This is a genomic window from Alkanindiges hydrocarboniclasticus, assembly GCF_001982605.1.
In the GTDB taxonomy this organism is placed as follows: domain Bacteria; phylum Pseudomonadota; class Gammaproteobacteria; order Pseudomonadales; family Moraxellaceae; genus Alkanindiges; species Alkanindiges hydrocarboniclasticus.
On the sequence record NZ_MLCN01000007.1, the window covers coordinates 76,422 to 99,918 of the forward strand.

The following is a 23,497-nucleotide window of genomic DNA, read 5'->3' on the forward strand; positions in this document are numbered from 1 at the left end:
GAATAAAAAAACTGACAGTAAGTCGGAAATAGCCTTACTGTCAGTGAAACTGGTGAAGCAACATACATTAATAATTAAAATTTAAAACGATACAACATTAGGGTTAAATTAAATGACCGATCACCGCATCACTTTTTAGCAAATCCTGTAAACGCGTGGCATTTTCAAAATTGCCATGCTTGAACAGGGCACGCACGCGCTGTCCCTGCGCTTCAAAAATCAGGCATTCTAGAGCCAATTCCTGTCCATCCACATCAGTCAGGCACAGTTGCATATCACGAGGCTGGGCCAACAATTTTTGGGCCATTTCAACGCTTCCCGTCTCAATCAACACCCCAAAAAAGTTGATATCCACCACATTGACATTAGCCTGTAGCGCAGGTTGCACGCGGTGACGTATCAGATAACTGGATTGTTTAAGCTGTAAGCGGGCTTCACCACGGCGTTCCATGTTCTGCATTTGCTCGCGGTTCAGCACGCGTACCCCTTCCACTTGGGCAATGTCATTGCCTTGCAGAAAGGTTGCAAACAGGTTCATGGTTTCCTTGCGGCGCTGTAATTGCGGCACATGATCTGCATTTTCAATCAGGGCAAACTGCATGTCCTTGCATTGCAAGGCAAAATTTGCATTTTCAAACGGCAGGGTAAAACTGTCAAATTCGCCACACGCCACCATGGTTTTGCATTGCGGGCTTGGCACATGTTGCAGGCGCAACAGGCGGTTACAGTTGATTTCGTAGCGTAGGCGTTCTGTGGTGGCAAACTCGGCCATTTGTCTAAAAAACAGGCGCTTGGCAGTCGGTGACATGCGGGTTCGGTCAAGGCGGGCATGGTTGATCAAGTACAAAATAACTGCCTGGCCAAATTCTTCCATGCGGTCTTCACGCATCAGGTGCAGCGACTCTTCCAGCAGCATGCGCCAGCTTGGACGGGTCTTTTGCATCACGCCCATCAATACTAGCCGCTCAATTTTCTCAGGGCGCTGGTCAGCAAAATGTGAGGCAATTACTGAACCCAGTGACATGCCCATAATCGACACTTTGTTTAAACCCACTTCATCCATCCAGCGACCCAGCATGGCGGATAACTCTGGTAGTTCCAGAATACCCGCAGATTCACCGGTTTCAACATTACTGATTTGCTGGTTACCGCCCATAGATGGCAAATCCACCAGAATGATTGGGCCACATTCCAGCAGTTGTTCAACGCAATATTTATAGGAGTTAAAATTCTGAAAGGCACCACCAATAATAACCACTGGCGGCAAATGCATGGTTTCTTGCAAACCAAAGGCAACGTATTCGATCTTCCAGCCATCAATCCAGTGCGCCCGGCTGGGTTCCTTAAAGCTGTTACGCGTATAAGTGTCAAAAAAACAATGAGGTTGAATTCGCTGGATCAAGCTATCATGCATATCCTGTTGCCCTAACGCCCACACGGCATTCATAACACACTCCTTGTAACCCCACGACATCCATTGGTATTGCGTGGCTAATTTCAGTAATAAGCAGCATGAATTCCTTTACCATGACTACTTACATTTCTTTTATGACATCACTGTCAGCATTTCCAGTTATTCCGTTACTGGTCATTTCATTACAGACTTTCTGTGAGTATTAGATATACCATAAGTTACTGGCTTGTGAACAGCACATTAAATACTAAAATAATATAATTCTGATGAACAAAAACCACCAAACAGTGACACAATCCGCACAATTAGTTCGAATATATCCCTAAAACCAGTTTACTGCTAAACTAGTCCATTCAAACTTTATACCTTATTGGAAATATCAATGTCCGCATCACTCCATGACTATATGCAAACGTTAGGGCAACAAGCACGTGCTGCCGCACGGGTGCTGTCGGGTGCGCCGACTGAAAAGAAAAATGCTGCCCTTTCCTGTATTTATGATGCACTTGAAGCTGGTCGCCAGCAAATTCTGGCTGCCAATAATAAAGACATGCAGCGCGGTCAGGAACGCAATCTGGAAGCCGCCCTGCTGGATCGCCTTGAACTCACCTCCGGTCGTTTTGAAGGCATGTTACAGGGCTTAAAGGATGTTATTGCGCTGGTTGATCCGGTTGGGGTCATTACTGATCTGGCCTACCGTCCGTCGGGTATCCAGATTGGCAAGATGCGGGTGCCGCTAGGCGTAGTGGGGATGATTTATGAATCGCGTCCTAATGTTACATTGGAAGCCGCATCATTAGCCCTAAAATCCGGCAATGCCATTATTTTGCGCGGTGGTTCTGAGGCGTTTGAGTCCAATCAGGCCATTGCCAAGTGTATCCAGAACGGATTACGCGCGGCCCACCTGCCGGAGCATTGTGTACAGGTTATTGATACCCCCGATCGGGATGCGGTTGGCTTACTGATTACCATGTCCGAATTTGTCGATGTAATTGTACCACGCGGTGGCAAAAGCCTGATTGAGCGCATTACCAATGAAGCCAGCATTCCGGTGATTAAGCATCTGGATGGCAATTGCCATGTTTTTGTAGAGCGTCAGGCTGACCTGCAAAAAGCCCTGCCGATTTGTTTTAATGCCAAAACCCATCGCTACGGCGTGTGTAATGCCATGGAAACCCTGCTGCTGGATGAGCCAATTGCTGAAGATTTCCTGCCCACCATTGCCGAGCTGTATCTGGAAAAAGGCGTAGAACTGCGCGGCTGTGATGAAACCCGCCGTATTCTGGGTGAGGCTGTGGTTGCCAAGGCCACTGAAGAGGACTGGTATACCGAATATCTGGGGCCGGTGCTGGCCATTAAGATTATGGATGGCGTAACACAGGCTATTGATCATATTAACCAGTATGGCTCACATCATACCGATGCGATTGTGACTGAAAATTACAGCATTGCGCGCCAGTTTTTGCGTGAGGTGGATTCCAGCTCAGTGATGGTAAATGCCTCTACCCGTTTTGCTGATGGTTTTGAATATGGTCTGGGTGCCGAAATTGGTATTTCTACCGATAAGATTCATGCGCGCGGGCCAGTAGGTCTGGAGGGCCTAACCTCACAAAAATGGATTGTGCTGGGTGACGGCCAGATTCGCCACTAAAACTTCAATAAATAGTTCAAAAAATAAAAAAAGGGTTGCTGATGCAACCCTTTTTTAATGGGTGACCTATTGGTCATCTCACTTATAATTCATTGAAATTAAAAAATTATTTGATCGTAATAGTTAGCGCATAGTGATAAACATCAGTAGCTGGTTGCGCGCCAGCCTTGGTTTGCGGATAGCTGGTTTTAATTAAATATTGGCCCGGCTGCTTGAATTGAATACGTACCTGCCCATCCTGATCAGATACTACATCCGGTTTATCTTCAGCTTCTTCATCGTGATGCATGGCACCAGCCTGCTCTACATGAAAACCGCTATTAGCAACGGGTTTACCATTAAACAGCACCTGAAAATTTAAACCTTCGGATTGTTTAAGCTGGTTGGGATGCTGGCTAAATTTCAGTTCCAGTCCCTTGCCGCTAGGGGTCAGTACCTGCTGGGTGGGCGCGCCCTTGGTGACATAACTCACCACGTGGCCATGTGTCTTGCTGCTAAGCTTCTTGTCTGTGTTCTTGACTTCGCTGTTTAATAAATACGGACGCTCACTGGCTGCGGGGGCCTTGTCAGCAGGCATGTCATACACCGCTTTCCAAATCCCATTTTGCTGGGCATAGCTGGTGCTGTGTTCAGCCTGTGCAAATACCTTGTAAGTCCCTTGTTGCTCCAGTGGCAATTCAAGCACAGTAGCACTTTGCAGGCCACTTAGCGGTGTAAGTTCCTGCTGTTTGCCCTGTGGATTGACACTATAATACTGCCCCTTGAGTGGAAATTCAGGAACAAATAAATCTTCGGTATACCCTGCATGCAGCAGCACCTGCTTACCTTCCGGAATGTCGCTTAGTGGCAAAATATAAGCCTCATGCGCATGGGCAATCGTGGCAAGCATAGCGCTGGTGGTGAGCAAACTTGTGGTGATTACTGCATTAAACATGTGTTACCCCTTTTTTTAAAATACTGAATAATATATCTTACAACAATCTTTATAAAAATTATTCTCATTTAAAAATAATTCTCAGTTTCTTTTAAGATTCACTCAAGATTACCGATTAATACTTAAATGCTGAACTATTATTTGCTACTTTTGTAGCTTAGTCAGCATGTCATCTTTACTGTAACGTTTGCTATACCGTTGACCTGCTTTATTTTTTGCATTTATTTTAGGCTTGTATTTGAGAGTGATATGTCTGCTTGCATACTGGTGATTAACAGTGGTTCCTCCTCCATAAAATATGCCTTGATTGGCACTGGCCTTGGCACCCGAATTGCCGGACTGGCAGAAAATCTGGGTACAGCCCAGGCGCGAATCAAAGGCACGCAAGCTGATGGCAGCACCTTTAACCATTCGTTTGCTGATAGCGCCAATCCACAGGCCAAACCCGCCAGCCATGCCGATGCCCTGCAATATATTCTTGAACAGCTCTCTGACTATCAGCCAGCCGCTATCGGACACCGTGTGGTGCATGGCGGGGAAAAATTTACGCAGGCTGTGCAAATTGATGCACAGGTAATGACCACCATCCGGCAAACCTCCGCACTGGCACCATTACATAATCCGGCCAATCTTCTGGGTATTGAAGCAACACTGGCGCTGTTTCCAAATTTACTACAAGTGGCTGTTTTTGATACAGCTTTCCATCAGAGTATGCCGCCCATAGCCTACCGTTATGCCATTCCAGAAAATTTATATACCGACTATGCCGTGCGCCGCTATGGTTTTCATGGCACCAGTCATGCTTATGTCAGCCAGCGGGCCAGTACGCTGGCTGGCATGCCCGATCAGGGGGGCTGGTTGACTGCGCATCTGGGTAATGGCTGTTCGACCTGTGCCATCTGGAATGGCCAAAGCATGGATACCAGTATGGGCCTGACACCACTGGAAGGTGTAGTGATGGGCACTCGTAGCGGCGATGTTGATCCCGGCCTGCACCGTTTTCTGGCCGATAATCTGGGCTGGTCGCTGCTTAAAATTGATGAAGTGCTGAACCGTGACAGTGGCTTGCTGGGTTTGTCTGGTTTGTCCAACGACATGCGCACGCTAGTGGATGCCGCCCAACAGGGCCATGAAAAGGCACAGCTTGCCGTGGATGTATTTTGCTACCGGCTGGCCAAGTCACTGGCAGCAATGAGCTGTGCCTTGCCTACCCTGCATGGGCTGATTTTTACTGGTGGCATTGGCGAAAATGCAGCAGATATCCGTACCAAGACCATTGGGCTGCTGCCGCACTTTGGTTGCACGCTGGATCAGGAGCAAAACCAGCGCATGTATGCAGGTGCAGAAGGCCGCATTGATGTTGGACAAGGGCCACAAATCTGGGTCATTCCCACCGATGAAGAAGGTCGCATTGCTGCGGAAACCCGTCAGGTTTTAGGTCTAACTAATTAAGACAGACACTGGCCACATTCGCTCATCACTTTGTTGTCATTTTCCCTCTCAAGGGGTGAGCACAATACAAGCGCGGTGATGAAAGAAGTGTAGAGCTTAAATTTTAAATAACTGCTTTGAACCAACTGATTTTAAATAATTAAAGGATATCGCATGAAAACATTTTTACTGGTTCCCACAGGCATTGGTGTTGGCCTGACCTCAGCCTGTCTGGGGCTGATTCATGCACTGGATTGCCTTGGCATTAAAGCTGGTTTTTTAAAGCCTTTTGTCCAGACCGAACTAAATGGCAGTGGCGCTGATCGTTCTTCAGCACTGGTAGGCCGCACATTTAAGCTCAATCCACCACTGGCTATTGGTCAGCATCAGGTGGAGCGCATGCTGGGTGATAACCAGCTGGATGAACTGCTGGAAAAGGTAGTAAGCCTGCACCGCGAAGCTGCCCATGGGAGGGATATGGTGGTGGTCGAAGGTGTGGTGCCTACCGGGGAAGCCAGCTATGCCGCCCAGCTCAACATTGGCCTTGCACAGGCACTGGATGCCAAAGTAATTCTGGTGACCACCGCTGACATGCAAAACCCGGAAGCGCTGGCTGACCGCATTGATATGCACCTCAGGCCCTTTGGCGGTACTGCATCACCACGTACACTGGGCAGTATTTTAATGCGGGTACAGGGCCTGCCTGCCGACAGTGCACAAATTCCACTGGCAACCGATACCTCCCTGCGCCTGACCCAACCCCTAAAACAACTGATTGAACAGCTCAAACCCTTCTCCCCTTTAATTGGCAGTGAACAGTTTCCCATTATTGGACTGGTGCCATTTAGTAATACCTTAAGTGTGCCCCGCACGCTGGATGTAGCCGAAGTACTAAATGCTGATTGGCTAAATATGGGTGAAGCCGAACAGCGCCGGGTGCAGCGTACCAGCCTGACCGCCCGCACAGTGAGCAATGCGCTGCCTGCCTTTAAACCGGGCACCCTGATTGTCACGCCGGGTGACCGTGATGACATTCTGGTGGCTGCCGCCCTGTCCAGCATGAATGGCGTTCCACTGGCGGGGGTTTTGCTGACCGGTGGTTATGTGCCGCATCCGGCCATTGTGGAGCTGTGCCGCCCTGCCTTAAAAACCGGCTTGCCAGTGTTGTCGGTGAGCATGGATTCATTTGAAACCGTAAGCCGCCTAAGCCAGATGAGCAATGAAATCCCCAGTGATGACATTGAACGCGCCGAGCAGGTAACCCGCTTTGTGTCCAGCCATATTGACCTGGAATGGCTAAAAGCCCACAGTGCCTTAAACTATGCCACCCGGCTTTCACCTTCCGCTTTCCGGCATGAACTGGTACAACGTGCGTTAATGACTAAAAAACGCATTGTACTGCCCGAAGGCGCTGAACCGCGTACTGTACAGGCCGCAGCCATTTGCCAGTCACGCGGTATTGCCCAGTGCGTATTGCTGGCCAAGCATGAAGAAGTGGAAGCGGTAGCCAAGGCTCGCGCTATTATCCTACCACCCGACTTGGAAATTATTGATCCCAACCTGATTCAACACCAGTATGTTGCTGCCATGGTAGAGCGGCGCAAAGGCAAGCTGACTGAACCCATGGCTGAAGCCCAGTTGCAGGATACTGTGGTACTGGGCACCATGATGCTGGCTTTGGGCGAAGTGGATGGACTGGTGTCAGGTGCTATCCATACCACCGCCAATACCGTGCGTCCGGCTTTTCAGTTGATTAAAACAGCGCCGGATTACTCACTGGTTTCCTCAATATTTTTTATGCTGCTGCCAGACCAGGTGGTGGTGTATGGTGACTGTGCAATTAATCCAGACCCCAATGCTCAAGAGCTGGCCGAAATTGCCATCCAAAGTGCAGAATCAGCCTTGGCATTTGGCATTGAACCCCGTGTTGCCATGATTAGCTATTCTACAGGTGAATCCGGTTCAGGCACCGATGTAGACAAGGTGCGTGAAGCCACCCGTATTGCCCGCGAACGTCGCCCAGACCTGCTGATTGATGGGCCACTCCAGTATGATGCCGCAGCCATTGAAAGTGTTGGCCAGCAAAAAGCACCTAACTCACCAGTTGCCGGGCGTGCCACCGTGTTTATTTTCCCTGATTTGAACACCGGCAATACCACCTACAAAGCCGTGCAGCGCAGCGCCAATGTGGTGAGTGTAGGCCCCATGCTGCAAGGCCTGAATAAACCAGTAAATGACCTGTCCCGGGGTGCACTGGTCGATGACATTGTGTATACCATTGCCTTAACCGCCATTCAGGCTATCCAGCGCGACAGCCAGCCCACCTAAAAAACGGTTTTTCTTAAAATTAAGGACAAATAGGCAATTCAGTTTGTCCTTTTACATTTTTTAACCATGTAAATTCATCATTTTTCTATCAGAAAACATTTAAGCGATCAATAACTGATTAAAAATAAAACAATTGCAAGGAAATTGAATTTTTTTGGAATTTGCGCTATAGTAATAGTGCCTAATTGTATGGATTTAATTCCCTATATGAATATTGAACCTTCTCGAGGTCAATCATCAAAATCTGATAAAACCTTTGCAACCAATGGTGTTATCACGAATTCCGCAGTTTCCAAAGCAAATCAAACCGATAAAAATGCACAAGAATGCCTTGAAATCGTACGCTTTGCTTTAAATGATGTTAAAGCCCAAAATATTGTAGAGCTTGACGTTACTGGTTTGACCAATATTTCCGATATGGTGGTCATTGCCAGTGGCACCTCGACGCGTCACGTTAAAGCACTGGCTGATAACGTGGCTGAAGAAGCCAAAAAACAGGGATACCGTCCTGTTGGTGTTGAAGGTGAACGTGATGCCGAATGGATCCTGATTGATCTTGGCTTTGTGGTGGTTCATGTGATGTTGCCTACCGCACGTAAGTTCTATGATCTGGAAAGCCTGTGGCGTCCGGTTGAACAACAGGCTGCCGGGATAATAGCCCGTTAAGCTTTCAAAAAATTCTGGCTGGTTTGGTGTGAACCAGTAAAAAAAGCAGGCATATGGCCTGCTTTTTTAGTGCCTATTTAAAGCGTTTATTTTGATAGGCTTAATTCTGAGTAACCGGAGTTAAGCCTGTTTAGCATCAAAAACATTGCCTGTATTATGGCCGCCATGACAATATGTCAAGGCTGTTCTTTAAGCTTACAACAACTGCCGAATTGGCCATTCCGGATGATTTTCTTCCTGAAATTTAACTGCCATAGACAATAGTTTATCGGCCTTGACCGGTCCCACATATTCACATAATGCACTATAGATCAGGTTAATGACCTGTTGCATTTCCTCAATCGTCAGCAGGCTGGTGGGTGGTGCCTCCATATCCGTTCCTGTCCACAGCCGCAAGGCATGAATGGCGTCACTGCCCATTTTCAGCTTGGGAATAGTATCCATCAGATATAATCGCAGGCTGCGGTCAATCTGCGCCGGTGCGGTCCTGAACAAGCGCTGGCTTAAAGCCGCAAAGCATTGCATTAATACCTGAGCTTGTTCATTGCCATTAAACCTTGGTGCCATATCCAGTGGACTGGTATGCAGCAAAACAGGTTTTCCGGGCTTGGTTTTCTTGCTGGCAGGCTGGTTTTCCCGCTCCCGTGCTGACAGGGCTAGCAATACACTTTGCAGCATTTGCGAGCGCTGTGCCTTTAAGGCGGCGGTGGTGCAGATTTCATTTAAAAACCGTTGCAGGACAAAAGCCGGTTCGTGGCTATAGTGCAGCTCCCAGAATTCCAGAACATCCTGTAGATAGTTATCCGGTAAAAAAGGCTTTAACCCTTCCTCCACAGCTTGTCGTTTTTGCGCCACACTCAGGTGCGTTTTTGCATCAGCATTCATGGTTTTTGATCCTCCCTACATAGCAATTAACGACAGCGCGATTAACGACGGCTATTCATTTGGTCGTGATCAAATACTGCATCATCCTGAAACTCGGGATAAGCCAGCTCGGCATGCTCGGTATAGTCCAAGCCACGCTGCTCATGCTGCGGCGATACACGCAGGCCACCCAGCAGTTTGCCTAAAGTAAAGTACACCAGCAGTGCGACCCCAAAGCCCCAGATAAACCCGGAAAAAACGCCAATGCATTGCACCAGTACCCGATCCAGATTAAATAATTGCCCTTCAAAGAATAAACCGGCTGCAATGGTGCCCCATGCTCCGCAAAAACCATGCACGCTGACTGCATCCACCACATCATCCAGCCCTAATCGCTCCAGCAGCAAAGGCCCATAGGTCACTACAATGCCGGCTGCAAGACCGGTTAAAATGGCAAACACAGGCGACATGCTGGCACATCCGGCAGTAATTGCGACCAGTCCGCCCAGACTGGCATTAATAGTGCCTGTAAGTAAAATGGCCTTGCGACGTAGTAAGGTCAATACCATATAGCTAACAGTACCGGCACAGGCAGCCAAATGGGTATTTAATGCGATTTTGCCAATATTGCCGCCTGCTGCTACCGTAGAACCGGCATTGAAGGCAAACCATGCCAGCCATAGCATAAAACCGCCGAGTGCAATCTGGGTCAGGTTATGGCCCGGAATATGACGAGCACGGCCCTGACTGTCAAAACGGCCCATGCGCGGCCCCAGTATCATGATGCCAGCCAAAGCCACCCAGCCACCGATGGAATGCACCACGGTAGAACCAGCAAAATCGATAAAGCCCATGGCCTTGAGCCAGCCATCTCCCCCATGGGCACTGCCCCATGCCCAACTGCCAAAGATGGGGTAAATCAGGCCACTGACCAGACAGGCACCTACCAGATATGCCACAAAATGAATGCGTTCTGCCATGGCACCGCTGGCAATAGTGGTGGCTGTGGCTGCAAACATCATTTGAAAGAACATGAATGTCCAGTCCCAGTCGGCCATTTGTTCCGGAAAGAAGTGACTAGCGCCAAACCAGCCGGTGCCATTGGTGCCAAACATCAGGCCATAGCCAATTGCCCAGAACACCAGACCCCCAAAACAGGCATCCAGATAATTTTTCATAATGACATTAACGGCATTTTTACTGCGTACCATGCCGCCTTCCACCAATGCAAATCCGGCCTGCATCATAAAGACCAGCATGGCGGCCACCACCACCCAGACACTGTCTATCGCCAGCTTGATTTCGCCCAGATTGGCGGGTTCTGCGTAGGCTGTCCCGGTACAAGATAAGCCACACATGATGAGAAATACTGCTATCAAACGCTTACTACACATGTTCATCCCCTTTGATGATTAAAGAGGACAACGCAAACAGCATGCCAAGATATTAAGCAAAACTTAATTTTTAATTATTTTTATAGGCTATGGCTTTATATTCATCAGATTAAACCAAAATCACACCTGATCAGTGCTAACAAAAAAATTGAATTTATCTTTATAATGGAAAAGAATAATTTAAAATATCCCTTTGATATAAATAATAGAATGGAGATAAATTAAATATGAATACTAAAATTTTTTTGACAACTTTATTTGGAGTTTGGTTATCTATTAATCCAGCAAGTGCTCAGCCCAGCAAACTCGAACTGGCTAAAAAGAACTTTGAAGATACATGTATCAGAGGCTTTCCTGAAGCAGTAATGAACCCGCTAAAAGTCCAGCAACATACATTTAAATTGCTCACCAGTGAGAATTTTATTTATGGGAAAGAAACGGCACAGCTATCTGACCAACAAACCATTAGCATTAAGGATCAGGGTTGCGAATGGTATAGCTGGGAAATTGAACTGGTAATTAACGCCACTTTACTAGAAAAAAATAATAAATTTTGCGATCAATGTCTTATCAAACAGCTTGAGCAATACAGTATCCTGTTTAAACCGGACAATAAAGAATTTTATACGGACTCCATAAAACCACTAATTAAAAGAGTGCAACAGCAAAAAAAACTTAAAATCGGTACTGCTTATGATGTTGATCCGGATTCTGAAATATCCTATACCACGACTATTGACACATTAAAAAAACTAGATAAGCAACACTATAAAATTGGTTTAATATTTTCTGCAGAACTATAAAGATATTTCAACACCTAAATTTTTAATGCTACGCTATCTTTTTTACTTCATATACTTAACCATTAAAAAACCGCCTCATAAGAGGCGGTTTTTTAATGCACTAGATTAATTTTCAAGTCAAGCTACTCATCAAGTCAGTCTTAATGACCACCACCATTAATCGCTTTGGTCATGTCTTCCACAACTTTCTTGGCATCACCAAAAATCATCATGGTCTTGTCATTGTAGAACAGATCATTGTCAAGGCCTGCATAACCGGTTGCCATAGAACGCTTGATCACCATAATGGTGCGTGCCTTGTGGGCTTCCAGAATCGGCATGCCATAAATTGGTGAGCTTGGATCATCTTTGGCCGCAGGGTTAACCACGTCATTTGCACCAATAACCAGCACCACATCAGTGGCCGGGAAATCGGAGTTGATTTCATCCATTTCCAGAATGTCTTCATAGGCAACGTCAGCTTCTGCCAGCAATACGTTCATGTGGCCCGGCATACGACCTGCCACCGGATGGATTGCAAAACGAACTGTAACGCCCTGCTCTTTTAATAGATTAGCCAGTTCTTTAACCGCATTCTGGGCACGGCCTTGCGCCATCCCATAACCCGGTACAATCACCACGCTGTCCGCATTGGACATCAGGAAGCCAGCATCGTCGGCAGAACCAGAACGATAGTTACGCTGTTTGACTTCACCCGCATCACCGCTCACCGCAGCACCGGCAGTAATTCCGCCAAACAGTACGTTGATGATCGAGCGGTTCATGGCCTTACACATAATGTAGGACAGAATGGCACCGGATGAACCCACCAGAGAACCTGCCACAATCAGCATGTTGTTTTCCAGGGTAAAACCAATACCTGCCGCCGCCCAGCCAGAGAAGGAGTTTAGCAGTGACACTACCACCGGCATATCGCCGCCGCCAACGGGAGCAATCCACACCCAGCCAAAGGCCAGCGCCAGCACGGTCATTGCCCAGAATGCCTGCATATTGCCAGTTGAGAAGAAGATAAATCCGCTCACCAGCATGGCAATAAAAATGATCGCCTGAACCGGTTTAACCCAGCCACCCTTAATGGTTTTAGCCCATTTTTTGGCAGCCAGTTTGCCATAAGCAAATACTGACGCCGTAAAGGTAATCGCGCCCACAAAACAGCCCACGAACAGTTCAAATAAATGAACCTTGTTCATATGCGCATGTTCAACACCGGCTGCGGTCAAGGCAGGTTCATTACTATCAAACAGCAGGTTAAGCTGGTTGTTATGCAGAATCGCTGCAATGGCAATCAGTACCGCGGCCAAACCCACCAATGAGTGCATTAAAGCCACTGTTTCAGGCATTTGGGTCATTGGTACGGTACGCGCACGCGCAATACCAACCACAGCACCCAGTACCATCGCGCCAATAATCATCGGCACAACCGGATGATCCGCCACGAAAAAAGTAGTTACCACAGCAATCGCCATCGCGATCATGCCATAACGGTTACCGGCAATGGCAGTTTTGGGGCCAGACAAGCCACGCAGCGTCAGAATAAATAGCACCGCACCGATTAGATAAAACCAGTTGGCGTAACTCTGCATAAAATCTTGAATAAATTCCATCAGTCCTGCCCCTTACTCTTTGGCTACTTTCTTTTGCTTCGGCTTAAACATTTCCAGCATGCGCGCAGTTACTGCGAAGCCACCAAAAATGTTAATACTGGCAAGAAATACGGCAATAGCGCCAAGAATACTGACCACATTAATGCTTTGAAAGGCCACATTACCATCCATGCCAATAGCAGGCATGCCCACGGTCTGGATCATTGCACCCACTATAATAATGGATGACAACGCGTTGGTTACCGCCATTAGCGGCGTATGCAAGGCAGGTGTTACACCCCAAACCACGTAATAGCCTACAAAAATGGCCAATACGAAAATTGTAATAGTTTCAACCATGATTTTGCTCCTTAACCGCGCTTCAGCAGCACTTGGCCACCGTGAGTAATCAGCAGGGCTTTTTGAATTTCATCGTCCTGGCTTAACACCAGATTTTTTTCTTTATCAAATAAAGTATCGATAAAATTCAACACATTGCGTGCATACAATGCAGAAGCTTCTGTGGCCAGCGTAGCAGGGATATTTGGAATACCCAGAATTTTTACGCCATTTGCAGTTACCACAGTTTCACCAACCTGTGAACCTTCAACGTTACCACCAGTTTCAACTGCCATGTCCAGCACAACTGAACCGGGCTTCATCTTGGCAACAGTTTCAGCCTTGATCAGGCGCGGTGCATTACGGCCAGGGATCAGTGCTGTGGTAATCACGATATCCGCATTGGATACGGCTTTGTCCACAATAGCGGCCTGGTCCTTGATGTACTGCTCGCCAGGCTGCCAGCCATAACCGCTTTTGGCTGCCTCTGCCGCACGGGCTTTTTCTTCGTCTGACATGGGTACGTCAAGCCATTTGCCGCCCAGCGATTCTACCTGCTCTTTGGCAGTCGGACGCAGGTCGGTGGCTTCAACAATGGCACCCAGACGCTTGGCGGTTGCAATGGCTTGCAGGCCAGCAACACCAACACCCATAATAACCACGCGGGCTGGCTTAACCGTACCGGCAGCCGTCATCAGCATCGGGAACATGCGCTGGTATTCATTGGCCGCCAGCAGTACAGATTTATAGCCTGCAAGGTTGGCCTGTGAAGACAGCACGTCCATATTCTGGGCGCGTGACAGCGTACGTGGCAATAATTCAAGTGCAAAAGCAGAAACTTGCTGTGCCGCAAACGCATCCAGCTCTGGATTACGGTACGGATCGAAAGTCGCAACAATAATACTATTGGCTTCGAGCTGCTTAATTTCATCACCGACAGGCGCACGTACCTTGAGGACAATTTTACTGCCGTTATAGGCATTGTCTGTCAGGGTAGCACCGACTTGTTCATAAGCACTGTCAATATAAGCCGCTCTAACGCCAGCACCGCGTTCAATAACAACGGTGTGCCCGCTTGCGGTCAATTTTTTAACCGTTTCAGGTGTGGCAGCAACGCGTGTTTCGCCTGCAACCGTTTCGGCTGGAATTCCGATCTGCATGAGAGGTCCTCAAGCTGGTTTTTTGTCTGCAAAAGCTCCTTTGTAAGAAGCTTCCCCCAGTAAATTTCCCGTAAAAGGTTTGCGATTGTACTCTAAATAATTAAAATTTGTACCTACTATTTCGCAGGTGAATACCAATAAATCCTATTTTTCTTCAATTTTGACATTTTTACATGTCAAGTTGAGTTTTCTGGCCAATCTTGACATCTGCTTATTTCAAAAACACACTACGGCCCTATTCTGCCGCCCTGCATTTAACATGTCCCGCCTTAATTCAGCTGCCTCCCGTTCAACTGTGCTGTTTGGTTCTATCTGTGTGTTGTTATCTGCGGTGCTATTTGCCATTAAGGCCATTTTGATTAAATACACCTATCAATTGTCGCCAGATGCCGATGCAGTAACGGTACTGGCCCTGCGCATGATGAGCGCCCTGCCGTTTTTTCTGGCGATAGCCCTGCTGTCCAAAGGCCCTGCCAAATCAGCCACCCGGCAGGACTGGGGCCTATTGTTGATTGCAGGTTTTGTTGGTTACTATCTGGCCAGTATTCTGGATTTTATGGGCCTGATGTATGTCAGTGCCTCGCTGGAACGCATTATTTTATTTTTATATCCCACGCTGACAGTACTGGCCAGTGCCGCCATTTATCGGCAAAAAATTACCCTGCAAACCTGGCTGGCCATTTTGCTGAGTTATGGTGGCACGCTAGTAGTGGTTTTTGGTGAGGGCTGGCAAGCGCTGCATGCCAATAATATTTTACTGGGCAGTTCACTGGTTTTTGCTGGTGCCATTGCCTATGCCAGCTATCTGGTAATGACGCCGACCTTAATCAATCGCTTTGGTAGCTGGCGCTTTACCGGCCTTGCCATGAGTGTGGCCTGTATTGCGGCCATTGGCCATTATTTACTGGTCACGCCGCAGCCTGCCCAGCACTTGCTGCAACTGCCTCATGGGGTGATCTGGTATGGCGTGGCGCTAGGATTTTTTTCAACTGTATTGCCAGCTACCTTACTGATGCAGGGTATTGCGCGCATTGGATCAGCACAAGCTGCATTAATTAGTGCCGGTGGGCCAATTTTAACCCTGCTGCTGGCCGTGGCATTTCTGGGAGAACAGCTCAACCTGATTCAGTGGATTGGCTGTGGGTTAAATATTACCGGCGTATTAATGATTACACTGGTGCCTAAAAAGCCTGTGCCTGCGCCTGTTGCACCTTCCATGGAAAACCTGACCTAGCACAGAAATGGGCTGCTGCCTGTTACAGCTTTTTAAGGCTTAATCCTGTAAAATCATGTGCTCTTAAATTGACCTTATGCGCCAATGACTGCTTCTACTGCATCCGTTTCCGCCGACATTATTCAACCGCACCAACGTATTAGTGTGGCACCCATGATGGATTGGACACTATAAATATTATTAATTTTGTAATTCAATAACTTATAGTTAAAAAATTTTGTTAATGGCGTAAATTTGGCGTAAAAACCATCCCAAAATGGTACTCTTTAGTGGTTCTATTATAGAAGATTTTTGATCAAAAATTATTCTATTCATCCTGCTAAATTAGCATAAGAGATTTGCTTATTGAAGAGCAAAATTTGACTATTTGTTACTTGGTTTAAGCCGATAGCGCTGCTGTGGACTTTTAGGTTTATCCGGTTGGGTACGTTCTATCAATCCAGCGTCTAAAGCAGGGTTGAGATAATTTTTCTGGAACGTCGGACGATGTACTAAACCCATCAGTTGCATCAACTCAGTTAGACTATATTCCTGCTGCTGCATCAAACCGATTAACCGTTTAACTTGATCGCTGGCTTGTACGGTGACTTGTACGTCAGCATGATCGCTAGCTTGTACGCTATCTACGATGAGAGTGCCTGATGTCCGAATGGCATCAAAAATCATTTGCAGCATAAATTCAATGAATGGCGCAATATCAGTCTGATCAGTGCTGGCCTGCAATGCCGCATAGTACGCCTGCTGATGCTGATAAATCAGGCTCTCTACCGGAATATTGGCAAAGATTGGATTCCAGCGGCTTAATATTAATGTTTGCCACAGCCTGCCCATACGGCCATTGCCATCAGCAAACGGGTGAATAAACTCAAACTCATAATGAAAAATTGAACTTTGGATCAGTGGATGCTCTTTACTCTGGGCAAGCCATTGCAGTAAGTCGTCCATCAGTCGCGGCACCTGACCTGCCGGGGGCGCCATATGGATGACTTCATTACCCGACATCACTCCTACCCCACCACGTCGATACCGGCCTATCTCATCAATTAGTCCGGCCATGAGAATCTGATGTGCCTGCAACAAATCCTGTTCACTGGCAGGCTGCCATTGCTGAAAAGCCTCATAGGCTTTGATGGCATTTCTAACTTCTTGAATTTCTTTAGGCGGTGCGATGACCTGCTTGCCATCTAAAATGGCAGTAATTTGCGCTTCACTTAAGGTATTGCCTTCAATAGCCAGTGACCCCTGAATGGTACGAATACGGTTTACCCGGCGTAGTCGCAGGCTTTCCTGAATCTGGGACAATACCGTCAATTGCCCTATAGTCTCACTAATCTGAGCAACCAGATTTAGAATCTTGGCATTAATGGTATAAGGTGGTTGATACTTCATAAGTGTTCAATACAAAATTTATGTTTTTAACATTAAGTCTAGGATTAAAGCCACTTCACAATATGATAAAAGACATGTTCCAAGTCCTATAGATTATCATAATTCCTCCTCAGCCATGCCTTACCTAAGTACCATGCTCACACATATTTGGACAATCGGGCTTTCTAATAGCTAACAATATTCCGTGAAATGAATTAACTAAAGACTCTAATTTTAAAATTTATTTTTTCATTCAGAGAATATCAATATATATAGCTTAATTATACAAATTCCTTTTATTATCAAGGTAATTTGTTATGAAAAACTTACACCCACGGCTATGTCTGTCTTGTAAATGCTCTTTTATACCTCTCCCGCAGCATCCCGATCAAAAATTCTGTAGCAAGATAAAATGTCAAAAAGACAGAAAAAATAGAACAACCCTATTCAAAAGGAAAACTGACTCGGCATATAGCGAGAATCAGGCTAATGCCAATAAAAGATGGCGACAAAAGAATCCTGACTATCAACGTAACTACCGCAAGAATAAAAAAAAGGGTTATGACAATATAGACTCATCAAAAAATAATGTGCTTATAAACTTTCCAATTCTTTCAGGCACTTATCAATTAACTGTTATTGAATCAACTGAAAAGATGGCTGTTCTAATTGTAAAATTAGAATTAATATCAATTAGTTAGCGATTCATTGAATGACAATATATGACTCTATAGGTTCCTCACGATCTTATTGTTACGATTCAATTTGCTTTAAGAGCACTAACAAATTGGTAGTCTGTTTTGTTAGTGCTTTCAACTTGATCAGGTCATTCACACATGAGATCAGAAACTACAGTACAACAAGGAAGCTTAAACTTAGAGCCACGTATCAGAGCAGCTCAATATGTGCGGATGTCTACAGACCATCAGCAATATTCCACTGCCAATCAGTCAGACAAAATTCACGAATATGCCCAAACACATAATATTGAAATTGTCAAAACCTATGAAGATGATGGCAAAAGTGGACTAAACATTAATGGTCGTCCCAGCCTCCAGCGACTTCTTAATGATGTTAAATCTGGGAACACCGATTTTAAGATTATTCTTGTTTATGATGTAAGCCGCTGGGGACGTTTTCAGGATGCTGATGAAGGAGCGCATTATGAATTCACATGTCGCAGTGCAGGCATCAATATCATTTACTGTGCTGAACAGTTTTCTAATGATGGTTCTATAGCTTCTAATTTCTTCAAAAGTGCAAAAAGAACCATGGCTGGAGAATACAGCCGTGAATTATCAGGTAAGGTTTTTGCAGGCCAAAAACGTTTAGTTGAGTTGGGATATAGACAAGGTGGGACTGCCGGCTTTGGTTTACGAAGAGCCATGCTTAGCCAAAAGGGTGAGATTAAAGCCATTTTAGCTATGGGTGAACACAAGAGCTTCCAGATGGATCGGGTAATTCTAGTACCTGGCCCTGAAGAAGAAATAAAAATTGTTCACCAAATTTACGATTGGTTTATTAGCCATCATCTAAGTGAGAGACAAATTGCCCACCGCCTGAATAATCAGGGCATTAAGACAGACTTTCAGCGAGAATGGACACGGGATACCGTCCATGAAATACTGACAAATCCCAAGTATATCGGGCACAATATTTTTAATAGAACTTCAAATAAGTTACAACAGCAGCATGTCCACAATCCAACTGAACTATGGATCAGAAAAGATCATGCCTTTGAAGCTATTGTTTCCGAAGAGATATTTTATACTGCTCAAGGAATGATGCGTGAACGCTCCCATCGCTATACAGATGAAGAGCTATTAGAACAATTAAAGCTTCTTTATCAAAAGCATGGATATTTGTCTGGCTTCATCATTAACGAGTCTGATGATGCACAGACGACCTCTGTATATTCCAATCGTTTTGGCAGCTTACTAACGGCCTATGAACTCATTGGATTTACTCCTAAACGTGACTATCAATTTCTTGAAGTAAATAAGTTTCTACGCCGTCTGCACCCTGAAATTATGCAACAAGTCATTAATGAAATGACAATGTTAAACGGTGCCATTTATAGAGACCTTCTAACAGACTTGCTTCTTATTAATGATGAAATCAACATTTCCCTAGTACTTACAAGAGCAAATCGGCTTACGAGTGGTAACTATCGTTGGAAAGTCAGATTCGATACAACACTTAATCCAGACATAACGGTCGTTATCCGACTGGATAAAAGTAATACCGAAATTAGGGACTACTACCTTTTACCAAGACTGGATTTTATGCAGGACAAAATTAGCTTAGGCGAATTTAACCCAATAGAGCTGGAACGCTATCGTTTCGATAATCTGAACTACCTATATGGTATGGCTGAGCGAGTAAAATGGAAAAAGATAAAATAACCCCTCGAAATAAGGAAGAAATTCATCTTATTGCAATCGAACAAATAGATATTCTAAACCCAAGGGATCGTAATGAAAAAGTATTTTCGGAAATTGTTGATAGTATCAGTCTGGTTGGTCTGAAGAAACCTATAACAGTTACCCAAAACGCTGATGAAAAACTACCTTATCAACTTATCTGTGGTGAAGGAAGGCTTAAAGCATTTAGAATTCTAGGGGAAACTCATATTCCTGCCAGAGTAATTGATGTTAATAAAGAAGAAGCCCTCATTATGAGTCTTGTAGAAAACATTGCAAGAAAACGTCATAGGGCTATGGAACTTCTGGGCTGTATCGGCCGTTTAGCAGATTTAGACTACGATAAGCATGCAATTTCCCAGAAAACAGGATTAGCTCCTGATTATATTCAGGGGATTATCACGTTGCTGAAAAATAGTGAAGAACGATTACTATATGCTGTTGAACAAAAGCGTATTCCCCTGAATATTGCTCTTATGATTGCCAACACCACGAACAATAATACCGATATGCAATTGGCATTACAGGAAGCTTATGAGTCTGGTTTGCTAAAAGGGCAGCAATTATTACAAGCAAAAAAGATTATGGACATCAGACATCTCTCTGGAAAAAGTCCTGGATATGGTAGATCACAACAGGGCAGTAGAGTATCTGCAAATGACATTGTTAAGACCTATCAAAGAGAAGTAGAACGCCAAAGAACCACCGTGAAGAAAGCTGAGCAAAATCAACAACGATTAGCATTTATTTTGGGTGCTTTATCCCAACTAAAAAAGGATGAACACTTTTCTACCCTATTACGGGCAGAATCTCTGGATAATTTGCCTCAATACATCAATGAACAAACAACATAAAATAAAGAGATTTTTATGAAAAAAGTTAAAATTGCATTTAATTTTGAGCCTTTATATCTTTCTCCAGAGCAAATAATAGCGACTAAAATTTTGCCTCGACATCTCAATACTTTAAAAGCCTATAAAAAAATAAAGGCATCAATAAATGAAATAGGAATTATTGAACCACTAGCTGTTACAGAACCAAAAGGTAAAAATCAACCATTTATTTTACTTGATGGTCACATACGGTTTGAGATTTTAAAAGAATTAGGTTATACGAAAATTCCCTGTCTAATTTCAGTCGATGATGAAAGCTATACCCACAATAGATATGTTAATCGCTTAGCAACCGTTCAAGAGCATTTCATGATTCGAAATGCTATAGAAAAAGGTGTAGATGAAGAGCGGCTTGCAAGAGCACTTAACCTTGATATTCAGTCTATTAAGCTAAAATTGAAATTACTTAACGGTATTTGTCCAGAAGTTGTTGAATTACTAAAAAATAGAGAAATATCTCCTCAAATTTTCTTTATTCTAAAGAAAATGAAACCCATTAGGCAAATTGAATGTACAGAACTTATGTTGTCTCTAAATAACTTAACTGTCATTTATGCCAAAGCTTTACTTATGACAACTAATGATACTTTATTGATCGCTCCATTAAACAAAATACAAAAAAATAATCCATCCATAGAGTCAATCAAAAAGATAGAAAATGACATCACCAGTCTTCATTTACAGTATAAAAATATTGAGGAAAATTATGCTCAGGATACTCTCAAGCTGGTTCTAGCCATTGGATACCTGACAAAATTGACCTTAAATATTAATATTAAGAATTATTTGGAAAAATACCATCCTGAAATCCTATCAGGGTTTGAGTCATTAATCAGACTAAACTCAATTGACTTAAATTAAAGCTTGGTTTTTCATATCTTACCAGTAGTCCTGATGCTATGAATATATTTCTAAACTGCATCGTGAATATCCCTATTATTAACTTTAATCTTTGATGGTGCCAACTATTGAAGCACCTAAGCCAACAACCAGTCTGTGAGCCGGATTGTTAGCCTAGGTAATTAGGTTTAAACAGCTCTAGTAAGCAAATTATGGTGGCCTTACTTGGAGCGCATAACAATGACTGCAATGATTCCCACCAGTAATAATCCACTAATCAGCTTACCTACAGACGGGATGAGCAGCGCAGGCCAGACAATGCCCTGCCCAAGGTTATAGGCAAAGCCCTGATGACTGGCATGTCCCCACCAGTGCTGATATAAGGCGACCAATAACCCAATAACTGCATAAACCCCAATAACTAAAGCCTTAATTTCTAATTTCATTCGTCCTTATCCTCCCCAAAAGCAATTTGCCCCAATGCCGCAATAATGCAGAGCACAAATAAAAAACCGATAGCCGGTAATCCCAGCAATACGACAAAAAACAGGACAAAAATAATTCCTGCAATGATGCGCATGGCTACTGTTCCTTAGTACATTGCACCGTGTTCTCAATGATGTGTTCACTAAATGACTGGCTGGGATAATCATTCAGGTTTTTATCAATGCCTTCTTCGCCATATGTGGCTTTCATCTTTTCATAGACGCAACTGCACATATCCGAATCAGCACCGCCAGCCTTACAGCCCCTAATAAACTGTCCTTCTACACCACTGCTACAGCCGGTAAGCACAAGACTGACCAGTCCGATGAATAAACAGGATGAATATAATTTCATGTCTTTTCTCTCAAAATGATTTGTTGTTATTAATTCAGTAGTTCCAAAACACGTAGAGCTGTAGAGCACAGTTTTGTGTTAAAACCTGAGCAATAGACAGCCGTGATCAACAACCTATGAGTTCATGGGATTGAATGAAGAAATACTGAAAAAGGCTAAACGCTAGGCTGGGCTAGGTGTTTTATAGCTGGAACAATGCCGGAGAGAAAACAGAAGAGATAGATAGAACTTGGTCATAATTGACTCCTTAGGTAAAGAAGTCCTGCCAGATCACTGCTAAATGATGGGTGGCAGAACGAGAGCGGGTTAGCAGACTGATACCTAAGAAATCAGCACGCGCGAACGCGTCCCCCTCCCGTTCCACCGCAGAGGGGGGCGAGAAAGGTACACGCAATACACAGGCATAAGCCAAAGCATTACGCGCTAGATGAACTCGGTCTGTCAAAACCGGCTGGTAATGTAGGCCAGCCGTAAGATATTAAATTTATATGGCACGCTCGTCAATTATAAGACTATTCAAATCTGAAAATTTAGACTTCTGCTGAAATCTTGGTAAATTTCACCTCATATCTCAAGAGTTTTGAAATTGAGTACAAAAGCCCAGCGAGAAATCGCCCATAGGTCAAAAATATTTGCTCATGCAAAGCAAAGTGGCAACATTGTTTTCACCTGTCGGTATTTTGGTATTTCACGAGATACCTTTTATCGTTTAGAAAACAACTACCAAACCAAAGGAGAATCTGAGTTAATCAACACCAAGCCCCGTCCAGAAAATCCTAAATTGCGCAAGCCAGTTGCTATTGAAGAGAAGATTTTCATTTGCGTCAGTATTACCATTTTGGGCAGGTAAGGATCAGTTTGTACTTATGGCGCTATCATCAAATTAAAATCTCGGCAGCGGGTGTATATCACGTTTTAATATGAAAAGCATAACCAAGGAAAAGCCATTGATTTCGTCAATTATGTGATTTATGAATTTCAATCCAATTTTCACTGGCATTTAAACGATCTGGAATTCACCACCGCTATATAAAACCGAGAACACCTAAGCATAATGGTACGGTGAAGTATTCTCATAAGATCGATAAAATGGAGTTCTACCAATTATTAAACTAACCCGATAATGTTGATCTAAATGCTAAATTAGTGGAATGGAAGGCATTTTATAACTATGCCCGCCCTCATGCCGCAATAGATGGGAAAGCACCCTATGAGCAGTTAAGGGAAAAATTATGCTAAAATAATAACGTTAGTAGAGGTACTAATATTCACAACTAATCATGAAATCCGGATAGCGTTCATGAAATCCGGATAGCGTTACAGCGATGCCTG

General features: G+C 44.6%; 23 protein-coding genes. 11 read left to right on the forward strand and 12 right to left on the reverse strand.

Annotated features, from left to right (window positions below; all coding sequences use genetic code 11):
• Positions 1 to 103: 103 nt before the first annotated feature.
• Positions 104 to 1,414 carry an alpha/beta fold hydrolase gene (locus tag BKE30_RS02795; RefSeq protein ID WP_076877207.1) on the reverse strand — a complete coding sequence of 437 codons (1,311 nt, stop codon included), beginning with the start codon at positions 1,412 to 1,414 and terminating at the stop codon, positions 104 to 106.
• A gap of 382 nt (positions 1,415 to 1,796) precedes the next feature.
• On the opposite strand from BKE30_RS02795, the gene BKE30_RS02800 reads away from it, so the two are divergent.
• Complete coding sequence (locus BKE30_RS02800; RefSeq protein WP_076877153.1) at positions 1,797 to 3,065, forward strand: glutamate-5-semialdehyde dehydrogenase; 1,269 nt, start codon at positions 1,797 to 1,799, stop codon at positions 3,063 to 3,065.
• A gap of 106 nt (positions 3,066 to 3,171) precedes the next feature.
• Here BKE30_RS02800 and BKE30_RS02805 read toward each other — a convergent pair whose 3' ends face one another.
• Positions 3,172 to 3,999: a DUF4198 domain-containing protein gene (locus BKE30_RS02805; RefSeq protein WP_076877154.1), complete on the reverse strand. Its 828-nt coding sequence runs from the start codon at positions 3,997 to 3,999 to the stop codon at positions 3,172 to 3,174.
• 249 nt (positions 4,000 to 4,248) lie between these two features.
• Here BKE30_RS02805 and BKE30_RS02810 point away from each other — a divergent pair, with 249 nt between their 5' ends.
• From BKE30_RS02810 to rsfS, 3 genes are all read left to right on the forward strand, one after another.
• Positions 4,249 to 5,451: an acetate/propionate family kinase gene (locus BKE30_RS02810; protein WP_076877155.1), complete on the forward strand. Its 1,203-nt coding sequence runs from the start codon at positions 4,249 to 4,251 to the stop codon at positions 5,449 to 5,451.
• Between the two features lie 153 nt (positions 5,452 to 5,604).
• Positions 5,605 to 7,758 (forward strand): phosphate acetyltransferase, encoded by a 2,154-nt coding sequence (gene pta, locus BKE30_RS02815; protein ID WP_076877156.1) that lies wholly within the window; start codon positions 5,605 to 5,607, stop codon positions 7,756 to 7,758.
• Positions 7,759 to 7,965: 207 nt separating this feature from the next.
• Complete coding sequence (gene rsfS / locus BKE30_RS02820) at positions 7,966 to 8,424, forward strand: ribosome silencing factor (protein ID WP_076877208.1); 459 nt, start codon at positions 7,966 to 7,968, stop codon at positions 8,422 to 8,424.
• 195 nt (positions 8,425 to 8,619) lie between these two features.
• Here rsfS and BKE30_RS02825 read toward each other — a convergent pair whose 3' ends face one another.
• The gene (locus tag BKE30_RS02825) at positions 8,620 to 9,309 is read right to left on the reverse strand and encodes a hypothetical protein (protein WP_076877157.1); all 690 of its coding nucleotides are present in this window, start codon (positions 9,307 to 9,309) and stop codon (positions 8,620 to 8,622) included.
• A gap of 41 nt (positions 9,310 to 9,350) precedes the next feature.
• On the reverse strand, positions 9,351 to 10,646 hold the full coding sequence (locus BKE30_RS02830; RefSeq protein WP_076877158.1) for an ammonium transporter: 1,296 nt from the start codon (positions 10,644 to 10,646) through the stop codon (positions 9,351 to 9,353).
• Positions 10,647 to 10,909: 263 nt separating this feature from the next.
• Here BKE30_RS02830 and BKE30_RS02835 point away from each other — a divergent pair, with 263 nt between their 5' ends.
• Positions 10,910 to 11,485, forward strand: coding sequence for a hypothetical protein (locus BKE30_RS02835; protein ID WP_076877159.1), 576 nt, complete (start codon positions 10,910 to 10,912; stop codon positions 11,483 to 11,485).
• Between the two features lie 140 nt (positions 11,486 to 11,625).
• Here the strand turns inward: BKE30_RS02835 and BKE30_RS02840 are convergent, their stop codons facing one another.
• From BKE30_RS02840 to BKE30_RS02850, 3 genes are read right to left on the reverse strand one after another with little or no spacing between them, the layout of a single operon-like run.
• Positions 11,626 to 13,089 (reverse strand): NAD(P)(+) transhydrogenase (Re/Si-specific) subunit beta, encoded by a 1,464-nt coding sequence (locus BKE30_RS02840; protein ID WP_076877160.1) that lies wholly within the window; start codon positions 13,087 to 13,089, stop codon positions 11,626 to 11,628.
• Positions 13,090 to 13,101: 12 nt separating this feature from the next.
• Positions 13,102 to 13,428 (reverse strand): proton-translocating transhydrogenase family protein, encoded by a 327-nt coding sequence (locus BKE30_RS02845; protein WP_076877161.1) that lies wholly within the window; start codon positions 13,426 to 13,428, stop codon positions 13,102 to 13,104.
• A gap of 11 nt (positions 13,429 to 13,439) precedes the next feature.
• Positions 13,440 to 14,567, reverse strand: a complete 1,128-nt coding sequence (locus BKE30_RS02850; RefSeq protein WP_076877162.1) for a Re/Si-specific NAD(P)(+) transhydrogenase subunit alpha — start codon at positions 14,565 to 14,567, stop codon at positions 13,440 to 13,442.
• A gap of 259 nt (positions 14,568 to 14,826) precedes the next feature.
• Here BKE30_RS02850 and BKE30_RS02855 point away from each other — a divergent pair, with 259 nt between their 5' ends.
• Positions 14,827 to 15,801: a DMT family transporter gene (locus tag BKE30_RS02855; protein WP_076877163.1), complete on the forward strand. Its 975-nt coding sequence runs from the start codon at positions 14,827 to 14,829 to the stop codon at positions 15,799 to 15,801.
• A gap of 363 nt (positions 15,802 to 16,164) precedes the next feature.
• Here the strand turns inward: BKE30_RS02855 and BKE30_RS02860 are convergent, their stop codons facing one another.
• Entirely contained in the window at positions 16,165 to 17,190 is a 1,026-nt protein-coding gene (locus BKE30_RS02860; protein ID WP_076877164.1) for a Fic family protein, read from the reverse strand.
• A 296-nt stretch (positions 17,191 to 17,486) separates the two neighbouring features.
• Here BKE30_RS02860 and BKE30_RS02865 point away from each other — a divergent pair, with 296 nt between their 5' ends.
• From BKE30_RS02865 to BKE30_RS02880, 4 genes are all read left to right on the forward strand, one after another.
• On the forward strand, positions 17,487 to 17,870 hold the full coding sequence (locus BKE30_RS02865) for a hypothetical protein (RefSeq protein WP_076877165.1): 384 nt from the start codon (positions 17,487 to 17,489) through the stop codon (positions 17,868 to 17,870).
• A gap of 135 nt (positions 17,871 to 18,005) precedes the next feature.
• On the forward strand, positions 18,006 to 19,574 hold the full coding sequence (locus tag BKE30_RS02870) for a recombinase family protein (protein ID WP_076877166.1): 1,569 nt from the start codon (positions 18,006 to 18,008) through the stop codon (positions 19,572 to 19,574).
• The gene (locus BKE30_RS02875) at positions 19,556 to 20,446 is read left to right on the forward strand and encodes a ParB/RepB/Spo0J family partition protein (RefSeq protein ID WP_076877167.1); all 891 of its coding nucleotides are present in this window, start codon (positions 19,556 to 19,558) and stop codon (positions 20,444 to 20,446) included. The genes BKE30_RS02870 and BKE30_RS02875 overlap by 19 nt, the downstream gene beginning before the upstream one ends.
• A 15-nt stretch (positions 20,447 to 20,461) precedes the next feature.
• Positions 20,462 to 21,346 (forward strand): plasmid partitioning protein RepB C-terminal domain-containing protein, encoded by an 885-nt coding sequence (locus BKE30_RS02880; protein ID WP_076877168.1) that lies wholly within the window; start codon positions 20,462 to 20,464, stop codon positions 21,344 to 21,346.
• A gap of 200 nt (positions 21,347 to 21,546) precedes the next feature.
• Here the strand turns inward: BKE30_RS02880 and BKE30_RS02885 are convergent, their stop codons facing one another.
• The 4 genes from BKE30_RS02885 to BKE30_RS15945 all read right to left on the reverse strand — a co-directional run bounded on the left by BKE30_RS02885 (position 21,547) and on the right by BKE30_RS15945 (position 22,610).
• Entirely contained in the window at positions 21,547 to 21,771 is a 225-nt protein-coding gene (locus BKE30_RS02885) for a hypothetical protein (RefSeq protein ID WP_076877169.1), read from the reverse strand.
• On the reverse strand, positions 21,768 to 21,905 hold the full coding sequence (locus tag BKE30_RS16170) for a hypothetical protein (RefSeq protein WP_198938035.1): 138 nt from the start codon (positions 21,903 to 21,905) through the stop codon (positions 21,768 to 21,770). Before BKE30_RS16170 ends, BKE30_RS02885 begins: the two co-directional genes overlap by 4 nt.
• A gap of 2 nt (positions 21,906 to 21,907) precedes the next feature.
• Positions 21,908 to 22,165, reverse strand: coding sequence for a hypothetical protein (locus BKE30_RS02890; protein ID WP_076877170.1), 258 nt, complete (start codon positions 22,163 to 22,165; stop codon positions 21,908 to 21,910).
• Between the two features lie 247 nt (positions 22,166 to 22,412).
• On the reverse strand, positions 22,413 to 22,610 hold the full coding sequence (locus tag BKE30_RS15945) for a hypothetical protein (protein ID WP_158073149.1): 198 nt from the start codon (positions 22,608 to 22,610) through the stop codon (positions 22,413 to 22,415).
• Positions 22,611 to 22,751: 141 nt separating this feature from the next.
• Here BKE30_RS15945 and BKE30_RS16565 point away from each other — a divergent pair, with 141 nt between their 5' ends.
• The gene (locus BKE30_RS16565) at positions 22,752 to 23,015 is read left to right on the forward strand and encodes a helix-turn-helix domain-containing protein (RefSeq protein ID WP_406564655.1); all 264 of its coding nucleotides are present in this window, start codon (positions 22,752 to 22,754) and stop codon (positions 23,013 to 23,015) included.
• Positions 23,016 to 23,497 lie beyond the last annotated feature (482 nt).

Excerpts from the sequence above, each read along its gene's own strand:
- BKE30_RS02875 (WP_076877167.1), top strand. The coding sequence starts at position 19,556 with ATGGAAAAAGATAAAATAACCCCTCGAAATAAGGAAGAAATTCATCTT.
- BKE30_RS02835 (WP_076877159.1), top strand. The coding sequence starts at position 10,910 with ATGAATACTAAAATTTTTTTGACAACTTTATTTGGAGTTTGGTTATCT.
- BKE30_RS02810 (WP_076877155.1), top strand. The coding sequence starts at position 4,249 with ATGTCTGCTTGCATACTGGTGATTAACAGTGGTTCCTCCTCCATAAAA.
- BKE30_RS02865 (WP_076877165.1), top strand. The coding sequence starts at position 17,487 with ATGAAAAACTTACACCCACGGCTATGTCTGTCTTGTAAATGCTCTTTT.
- BKE30_RS02870 (WP_076877166.1), top strand. The coding sequence starts at position 18,006 with ATGAGATCAGAAACTACAGTACAACAAGGAAGCTTAAACTTAGAGCCA.
- BKE30_RS02885 (WP_076877169.1), bottom strand. The coding sequence starts at position 21,771 with ATGAAATTAGAAATTAAGGCTTTAGTTATTGGGGTTTATGCAGTTATT.
- BKE30_RS02845 (WP_076877161.1), bottom strand. The coding sequence starts at position 13,428 with ATGGTTGAAACTATTACAATTTTCGTATTGGCCATTTTTGTAGGCTAT.
- BKE30_RS16170 (WP_198938035.1), bottom strand. The coding sequence starts at position 21,905 with ATGCGCATCATTGCAGGAATTATTTTTGTCCTGTTTTTTGTCGTATTG.
- BKE30_RS02860 (WP_076877164.1), bottom strand. The coding sequence starts at position 17,190 with ATGAAGTATCAACCACCTTATACCATTAATGCCAAGATTCTAAATCTG.
- BKE30_RS02840 (WP_076877160.1), bottom strand. The coding sequence starts at position 13,089 with ATGGAATTTATTCAAGATTTTATGCAGAGTTACGCCAACTGGTTTTAT.
- BKE30_RS02795 (WP_076877207.1), bottom strand. The coding sequence starts at position 1,414 with ATGCATGATAGCTTGATCCAGCGAATTCAACCTCATTGTTTTTTTGAC.
- BKE30_RS02825 (WP_076877157.1), bottom strand. The coding sequence starts at position 9,309 with ATGAATGCTGATGCAAAAACGCACCTGAGTGTGGCGCAAAAACGACAA.
- BKE30_RS02890 (WP_076877170.1), bottom strand. The coding sequence starts at position 22,165 with ATGAAATTATATTCATCCTGTTTATTCATCGGACTGGTCAGTCTTGTG.
- BKE30_RS02805 (WP_076877154.1), bottom strand. The coding sequence starts at position 3,999 with ATGTTTAATGCAGTAATCACCACAAGTTTGCTCACCACCAGCGCTATG.
- BKE30_RS02880 (WP_076877168.1), top strand. The coding sequence starts at position 20,462 with ATGAAAAAAGTTAAAATTGCATTTAATTTTGAGCCTTTATATCTTTCT.
- BKE30_RS02855 (WP_076877163.1), top strand. The coding sequence starts at position 14,827 with ATGTCCCGCCTTAATTCAGCTGCCTCCCGTTCAACTGTGCTGTTTGGT.
- BKE30_RS02800 (WP_076877153.1), top strand. The coding sequence starts at position 1,797 with ATGTCCGCATCACTCCATGACTATATGCAAACGTTAGGGCAACAAGCA.
- BKE30_RS02850 (WP_076877162.1), bottom strand. The coding sequence starts at position 14,567 with ATGCAGATCGGAATTCCAGCCGAAACGGTTGCAGGCGAAACACGCGTT.
- rsfS (WP_076877208.1), top strand. The coding sequence starts at position 7,966 with ATGAATATTGAACCTTCTCGAGGTCAATCATCAAAATCTGATAAAACC.
- BKE30_RS02830 (WP_076877158.1), bottom strand. The coding sequence starts at position 10,646 with ATGTGTGGCTTATCTTGTACCGGGACAGCCTACGCAGAACCCGCCAAT.
- pta (WP_076877156.1), top strand. The coding sequence starts at position 5,605 with ATGAAAACATTTTTACTGGTTCCCACAGGCATTGGTGTTGGCCTGACC.